2 protein-coding genes are annotated in these 617 nt (G+C 28.7%); both read right to left on the bottom strand.

Annotation, left to right across the window (positions count from 1 at the left end; translation table 11 throughout):
- Positions 1 to 205: twin-arginine translocation signal domain-containing protein (locus CRU93_RS14055; protein ID WP_129104802.1), on the bottom strand; the 205-nt coding region annotated here is incomplete at its 3' end.
- Positions 206 to 228: 23 nt separating this feature from the next.
- Entirely contained in the window at positions 229 to 432 is a 204-nt protein-coding gene (locus tag CRU93_RS14050; protein WP_129104801.1) for a twin-arginine translocation signal domain-containing protein, read from the bottom strand.
- Between the last annotated feature and the right edge of the window lie 185 nt (positions 433 to 617).

Here is a 617-nt window from a genome sequence, read left to right as displayed (position 1 = left end):
ATCCTGCAGAACATATACTACAGATTGTTTTTACTTTTTTTGAACCTGGAAAAGGATTTTTTATCTCTTCTTTTGTTGCTTCTCTTACGCTATTTGTTGATGCAAACATTGATGTTGCACCAATTCCCGCACCAATTGAAGCTAGTTTTAGAAAATTTCTTCTTCCTAGTTTCAAAGATATTTCTTTGAGCTCATCTTTACTCATTATCTTTTACCCCTTACCTTATATTAATAGCTTGCTTTATAAAAAGCATCCCATTGAGCTGTTTGTTTGTATAAAATCTCTTTTTTAGGAGATTTCCCTACAACTACACCATTTGAACTTGCATTATTTTCGCTTTTTGTACTTGCTATTGCAACTGTACTTCCAGCAGCCACTAATGCACTTGCTGTTAGAGTCTTTTTTATAAAACCTCGTCTATTCTCTTTCATGGCTTCCTCCAAGCATATTTCTTTTTATATTTTGAAGATATATTTATGCACTTTTTGCATATTACTATTTCATAAAATAAGACATAAATACTCTTCAAATACTATAACTAGGTATTAATAAATAAAATTAATTTTAAATAGATTTTAAAAAAGTAATTTTAAAATCCATTTTGGTAAAATTTTAT

Source organism: Arcobacter sp. CECT 8985 (assembly GCF_004116495.1).
GTDB lineage: Bacteria > Campylobacterota > Campylobacteria > Campylobacterales > Arcobacteraceae > Malaciobacter.
This window is presented reverse-complemented; position numbering and strand designations above follow the sequence as displayed.

Bases quoted from the DNA above. Each gene is read 5' to 3' on its own strand.
- CRU93_RS14050 (WP_129104801.1), bottom strand. From the start codon at position 432: ATGAAAGAGAATAGACGAGGTTTTATAAAAAAGACTCTAACAGCAAGT.